Source organism: Escherichia sp. KTE159 (assembly GCF_000408805.1).
GTDB lineage: Bacteria > Pseudomonadota > Gammaproteobacteria > Enterobacterales > Enterobacteriaceae > Escherichia > Escherichia marmotae.
The window spans coordinates 1-6,397 of record NZ_KE137295.1 but is presented as its reverse complement, the minus strand read 5'-3'; the positions used below and the strand labels follow the sequence as shown (position 1 = coordinate 6,397).

4 protein-coding genes and 2 rRNA genes are annotated in these 6,397 nt (G+C 51.1%); 1 reads left to right on the top strand and 5 read right to left on the bottom strand.

Translation table 11 applies throughout. From position 1 onward, the window contains the following. Positions 1-138: 138 nt before the first annotated feature. The 3 genes from aceA to metA form a co-directional block, all read right to left on the bottom strand. Positions 139-1,443, bottom strand: coding sequence for an isocitrate lyase (aceA, locus tag A31E_RS03000; RefSeq protein WP_000857846.1), 1,305 nt, complete (start codon positions 1,441-1,443; stop codon positions 139-141). Between the two features lie 29 nt (positions 1,444-1,472). Further along, entirely contained in the window at positions 1,473-3,074 is a 1,602-nt protein-coding gene (gene aceB / locus A31E_RS03005) for a malate synthase A (protein WP_001517546.1), read from the bottom strand. Between the two features lie 268 nt (positions 3,075-3,342). After that, positions 3,343-4,272, bottom strand: coding sequence for a homoserine O-acetyltransferase MetA (metA, locus tag A31E_RS03010; protein WP_001122799.1), 930 nt, complete (start codon positions 4,270-4,272; stop codon positions 3,343-3,345). 156 nt (positions 4,273-4,428) lie between these two features. Between metA and A31E_RS03015 the strand changes: the two genes are divergently transcribed. Then, the gene (locus A31E_RS03015; RefSeq protein WP_001517544.1) at positions 4,429-4,872 is read left to right on the top strand and encodes an acetyltransferase; all 444 of its coding nucleotides are present in this window, start codon (positions 4,429-4,431) and stop codon (positions 4,870-4,872) included. A gap of 123 nt (positions 4,873-4,995) precedes the next feature. On the opposite strand, the gene rrf is transcribed toward A31E_RS03015, so the two are convergent. Then, positions 4,996-5,111 (bottom strand): 5S ribosomal RNA (rrf, locus tag A31E_RS03020). A 94-nt stretch (positions 5,112-5,205) separates the two neighbouring features. Beyond that, a 23S ribosomal RNA gene (locus A31E_RS0123255) occupies positions 5,206-6,397 on the bottom strand; the annotation flags it as partial.

Here is a 6,397-nt window from a genome sequence, read left to right as displayed (position 1 = left end):
CGTAAACGCCTTATCCGGTCTACGAGTCTGCAACATTTGTAGGCCTGATAAGACGCGCAAGCGTCGCATCAGGCGCTCATTGCCGGATGCGGCGTGAACGCCTTATCCGGCCTACAGCCAACAACAATTGTCGGTTGCTTAGAACTGCGATTCTTCGGTAGAGCCGGTCAGTGCGGTAACCGACGATGTGCCACCCTGAATAATGGTCGTCACTTTATCGAAATAACCCGTACCCACTTCCTGCTGGTGAGAAACGAAGGTGTAGCCATCTTTCGCAGCAGCAAATTCCGGCTGCTGCACTTTCTCAACATAATGCTTCATCCCCTCGCCCTGCGCATAGGCGTTTGCCAGGTCGAACATGTTGAACCACATGCTGTGGATACCCGCCAGGGTGATAAACTGGAATTTGTAACCCATATCCGACAATTGCTGCTGGAAGCTGGCAATAGTTTTGTCGTCGAGATTTTTCTGCCAGTTGAACGACGGCGAGCAGTTGTAGGCTAACAGCTTGCCTGGATATTTCGCATGAATAGCGTCGGCAAAACGGCGCGCCAGTTCCAGATCTGGCGTAGAGGTTTCACACCAAACCAGGTCAGCATATGGCGCATAAGCCAGACCACGGCTGATAGCTTGTTCAATGCCCGCATGGGTACGGAAGAAACCTTCATTAGTGCGTTCACCAGTGATGAATTCGCTGTCGTACGGATCGCAATCGGAGGTGATCAGGTCTGCTGCATCGGCATCGGTACGAGCAACCAACAGGGTCGGAACTCCTGTAACATCCGCAGCCAGACGCGCCGCGACCAGTTTCTGGATCGCTTCCTGGGTTGGCACCAGCACTTTACCGCCCATGTGACCGCATTTTTTCACTGACGCCAACTGATCTTCGAAGTGAACTGCCGCTGCACCGGCTTCAATCATCGCTTTCATCAGCTCAAAAGCATTCAGGACACCACCAAAACCGGCTTCAGCATCGGCAACGATCGGCAGGAAATAATCAACATAACGCGGATCGCCCGGCTCAATACCTGCGGACCACTGGATCTGATCAGCTCGACGGAAGGTGTTATTGATCCGCTCCACTACCGCTGGCACTGAATTTGCCGGATAAAGTGACTGGTCCGGATACATGCTGGCCGCCAGGTTAGCATCCGCCGCTACCTGCCAGCCAGACAGGTAAACCGCTTCAATACCCGCTTTCGCCTGTTGCAGCGCCTGACCGCCAGTCAGTGCGCCGAGGCTGTTGATATAGCCTTTTTTCGATTCACCGTGCAGCAGTCGCCACATTTTTGCCGCGCCCAGTTGTGCCAGCGTGCATTCCGGATTGACCGAGCCGCGTAATTTCACCACGTCCTCCGCGCTGTATGGGCGGGTAATACCTTCCCAGCGCGGTTGAGTCCACTCTTTCTGTAATTCTTCAATTTGTTGTGTACGGGTTTTCATGTGCAGATGCTCCATAGTTATGTGGTGGTTTACGCTAACAGGCGGTAGCCTGGCAGGGTCAGGAAATCAATTAACTCATCGGAAGTGGTGATCTGTTCCATCAGGCGAGCAGCATCATCGAAGCGCCCACTATTGAAACGTTGTTCGCCCAATTCATGGGCAATCTCTTTCATCTCTTCAGCCAACATCTGGCGGAACAGTGCTTTGGTCACCGGTTTGCCATTGCTCAACGTTTTTTGATGGTGGATCCATTGCCAGATAGAGGTGCGGGAAATCTCTGCCGTTGCTGCGTCTTCCATCAGACCATAAATCGGCACACAGCCGTTGCCGGAGATCCATGCTTCGATGTACTGCACGGCCACACGAATATTGGCGCGCATGCCTTCTTCGGTACGCTCACCGTCACAAGGAGCCAGCAGTTGTTCGGCAGTAACCGGTGCATCTTGCTCGCGCAGGACTTCTAACTGGTTTTTACGAGAGCCGAGGATGTCGTTAAATACCGCCATAGCGGTATCAGCAAGGCCTGGATGGGCGATCCACGTACCATCGTGACCGTTGCTGGCTTCTAGTGCTTTATCCGCTTTTACCTTGTTGAGAACCTGATTATTGCGCTCTTCATCTTTACTCGGGATAAAGGCCGCCATGCCGCCCATCGCGAATGCACCGCGTTTATGGCAGGTTTTAATCAGCAGACGTGAATAGGCACTGAGGAACGGTTTATCCATTGTCACTGCCTGGCGGTCTGGCAGGACGCGATCGGGATAGTTTTTTAATGTTTTGATATAGCTAAAGATGTAATCCCAGCGACCGCAGTTCAGACCGACAATATGGTCGCGCAGTGCGTGAAGGATTTCATCCATCTGGAATACAGCAGGCAAGGTTTCAATGAGTAACGTTGCCTTGATGGTGCCGCGCGGCAGGTTAAAGCGACCTTCTGCGTAAGTGAAGACTTCGCTCCACCATGCAGCTTCCTGCCAGGACTGAGTTTTTGGCAGATAAAAATAAGGACCACTGCCCTTTGCCAGCAGCGCCTGGTAGTTGTGGAAGAAGTAGAGAGCAAAATCAAACAGGCTGCCAGGGATTGCTTCACCACGCCAGGTAACATGTTTTTCCGGCAAGTGCAGGCCGCGTACCCGACAAATCAAAACCGCCGGATTGGGCTTGAGTTGATAAATTTTACCTGCTTCGTTGGTGTAACTGATGGTGCCGTTAACCGCATCGCGCAGGTTAATTTGCCCGTCGATCACTTTGTTCCAGTCCGGGGCCAGTGAATCCTCGAAGTCAGCCATGAAGACTTTCACATTAGCGTTTAGCGCGTTAATCACCATCTTGCGCTCAACGGGTCCGGTTATCTCTACCCGGCGATCTTGTAAGTCCGCAGGAATTCCGCGAATCTTCCAATTACTTTCTCGAATGGAAGTTGTTTCCGAAATAAAATCAGGCAACGTCCCGTTATCGATATCCTGCTGTTGCTGAATGCGCGCTGCCAGAAGTTTATTGCGTTGTGGCGTAAAATGCGTCACCAGCTCAGTCAGAAATTCTACCGCTTCGGCGGTGAGAACTTGCTTCTCCTGCTCGCCATACGGCCTTATGAAAGCCAGTTCATCGGTTGTTGTTGCCTGTTGAGTCATCGTGCAGCTCCTCGTCATGGATCCGAATACTTCCCCACTGTGAACGAAGGATCGTTGTGCGCTTTTCGTTCAGCACAACTAAGACTACTCATTTAAAATGCAAAATCAAAAACAATTTCCATTTTTAATTTAATTATCAATTAACTTATTGATAACAATAATAATAAAATTAATTCACTTGATGAGTGACGTTTCAGAAATAAAAAAGGCACCCGAAGGTGCCTGATGTAATGTGCTGAATCGCTTAACGATCGATCGCCGCAGAAGATTAATCCAGCGTTGGATTCATGTGGCGTAGATCGTATGGCGTAATCTGGTAGACGTAATAGTTGAGCCAGTTGGTAAACAGCAAATTACCGTGACTACGCCAGCTCGCACACGGTTTGTTTTGCGGATCGTTATGCGGGAAATAGTTATACGGTACATCCGGAGTTAGTCCGGCTTCTACATCGCGGAAATATTCCTGCGCCAGTGTTTGCGCATCGTATTCAGGATGGCCCGTCACAAAGGCAATACGCTTGTCTTTGCTGGCAAACAAATACGCATCCCCTTCTTCTGTCTCTGCCAGAATCTCCAGATCGGTGTAATCACGAATCAACGCTGCCGGAAAGTCTGCATATCGCGAATGCGGTGCCAGAAATGAATCATCAAATCCACGCGTCAGAAGCGCATGAGGATGGAGAATGTGGTGCTCGTATACACCCGAAAGTTTGTCGGTGCGGGTTTGCTTGGGTATACCGTAGAGAATATTAAGCGCGGCCTGAACCGCCCAACAGACAAATAATGTCGAGGTGACGTGATCTCTCGACCACTCCAATACCTGTTTGATCTGCGGCCAGTAAGCGACGTCATTAAACTCCACCAGACCCAGCGGCGCGCCAGTTACAATCAGACCATCAAAGTTCTGTTCCTGTATATCTTCAAAGTTGCAGTAGAAGTTGTTCAGATGCTCTGCAGGCGTGTTGCGCGACTCGCGAGAATCGATGCGCAACAACTGAATATCGACCTGCAAAGGAGAGTTTGAAAGCAGGCGTAAAAACTGATTTTCAGTTTCGATCTTCTTCGGCATCAGGTTAAGGATAAGCACCTTTAGCGGACGAATTTCCTGACCAGACGCGCGCGAAGTTGTCATCACAAAGACGTTTTCTTCACGCAAGAAATTGACGGCGGGTAGCTCGTCCGGCACACGAATCGGCATAACCTGATTACCTCACTACATACGTTCAAACGTTTAGACATCCAGATAGCTGAAGATAACCAGAAAATTCGCCAATGTCGAGCCTGCATGTTCAAGGTGAGAAAGTTTCAAGAAAAAGGCTGAGTTAGAATATAAGCATGAATAAAAGGAGTGGAAATGGTTATTAGAATTCGCCGTTCACGGCATGAGGAAGGGGAAAAACTGGTTTCGATCTGGTGTCGTTCTGTCGATGCTACCCACCATTTTTTGTCTGCAGACTATCGGGTCGAACTGGAAGAGCTGGTGAGTTCGTTTCTGCCAGAAGCACCGCTGTGGGTTGCGGTTAATGAGCGGGATCAACCGATTGGGTTTATGTTGCTAAGCGGGCAGCATATGGATGCGCTATTTGTTGATTCTGATGCGCGCGGGTATGGCGTAGGTCGACTACTGGTGGAACATGCGCTCTCGATGGCCACGGAACTGACAACCAACGTTAATGAGCAAAATGAGCAAGCAGTAGGATTCTATAAGAAGATGGGATTTAAAGTTACCGGGCGTTCGGAAGTCGACGAGCTGGGGAAACCGTATCCGCTACTGAATCTGGCGTATGTGGGGGAATAATGCGCTGCTGACCCCTACCGTAACCCTGCGCAGGACAGATAAGGCTCGCCAGCATCGCATCCGGCATTTTTCCGCACCAGCGCAAAAAGGCCATCCTTATGGATGGCCTTTCGCTAATTTGATGCCTGGCAGTTCCCTACTCTCGCATGGGGAGACCCCACACTACCATCGGCGCTACGGCGTTTCACTTCTGAGTTCGGCATGGGGTCAGGTGGGACCACCGCGCTATCTCCGCCAGGCAAATTCTGTTTATTAACCCGCTTATCGCCGGCTAATCTAATCTGTATCAGGCTGAAAATCTTCTCTCATCCGCCAAAACATCTTCGGCGTTGTAAGGTTAAGCCTCACGGTTCATTAGTACCGGTTAGCTCAACGCATCGCTGCGCTTACACACCCGGCCTATCAACGTCGTCGTCTTCAACGTTCCTTCAGGAGACTTAAAGTCTCAGGGAGAACTCATCTCGGGGCAAGTTTCGTGCTTAGATGCTTTCAGCACTTATCTCTTCCGCATTTAGCTACCGGGCAGTGCCATTGGCATGACAACCCGAACACCAGTGATGCGTCCACTCCGGTCCTCTCGTACTAGGAGCAGCCCCCCTCAGTTCTCCAGCGCCCACGGCAGATAGGGACCGAACTGTCTCACGACGTTCTAAACCCAGCTCGCGTACCACTTTAAATGGCGAACAGCCATACCCTTGGGACCTACTTCAGCCCCAGGATGTGATGAGCCGACATCGAGGTGCCAAACACCGCCGTCGATATGAACTCTTGGGCGGTATCAGCCTGTTATCCCCGGAGTACCTTTTATCCGTTGAGCGATGGCCCTTCCATTCAGAACCACCGGATCACTATGACCTGCTTTCGCACCTGCTCGCGCCGTCACGCTCGCAGTCAAGCTGGCTTATGCCATTGCACTAACCTCCTGATGTCCGACCAGGATTAGCCAACCTTCGTGCTCCTCCGTTACTCTTTAGGAGGAGACCGCCCCAGTCAAACTACCCACCAGACACTGTCCGCAACCCGGATCACGGGTCCACGTTAGAACATCAAACATTAAAGGGTGGTATTTCAAGGTCGGCTCCATGCAGACTGGCGTCCACACTTCAAAGCCTCCCACCTATCCTACACATCAAGGCTCAATGTTCAGTGTCAAGCTATAGTAAAGGTTCACGGGGTCTTTCCGTCTTGCCGCGGGTACACTGCATCTTCACAGCGAGTTCAATTTCACTGAGTCTCGGGTGGAGACAGCCTGGCCATCATTACGCCATTCGTGCAGGTCGGAACTTACCCGACAAGGAATTTCGCTACCTTAGGACCGTTATAGTTACGGCCGCCGTTTACCGGGGCTTCGATCAAGAGCTTCGCCTTGCGGCTGACCCCATCAATTAACCTTCCGGCACCGGGCAGGCGTCACACCGTATACGTCCACTTTCGTGTTTGCACAGTGCTGTGTTTTTAATAAACAGTTGCAGCCAGCTGGTATCTTCGACTGATTTCAGCTCCACGAGCAAGTCGCTTCACCTAC

Bases quoted from the DNA above. Each gene is read 5' to 3' on its own strand.
- aceA (WP_000857846.1), bottom strand. From the start codon at position 1,443: ATGAAAACCCGTACACAACAAATTGAAGAATTACAGAAAGAGTGGACT.
- aceB (WP_001517546.1), bottom strand. From the start codon at position 3,074: ATGACTCAACAGGCAACAACAACCGATGAACTGGCTTTCATAAGGCCG.
- metA (WP_001122799.1), bottom strand. From the start codon at position 4,272: ATGCCGATTCGTGTGCCGGACGAGCTACCCGCCGTCAATTTCTTGCGT.
- A31E_RS03015 (WP_001517544.1), top strand. From the start codon at position 4,429: ATGGTTATTAGAATTCGCCGTTCACGGCATGAGGAAGGGGAAAAACTG.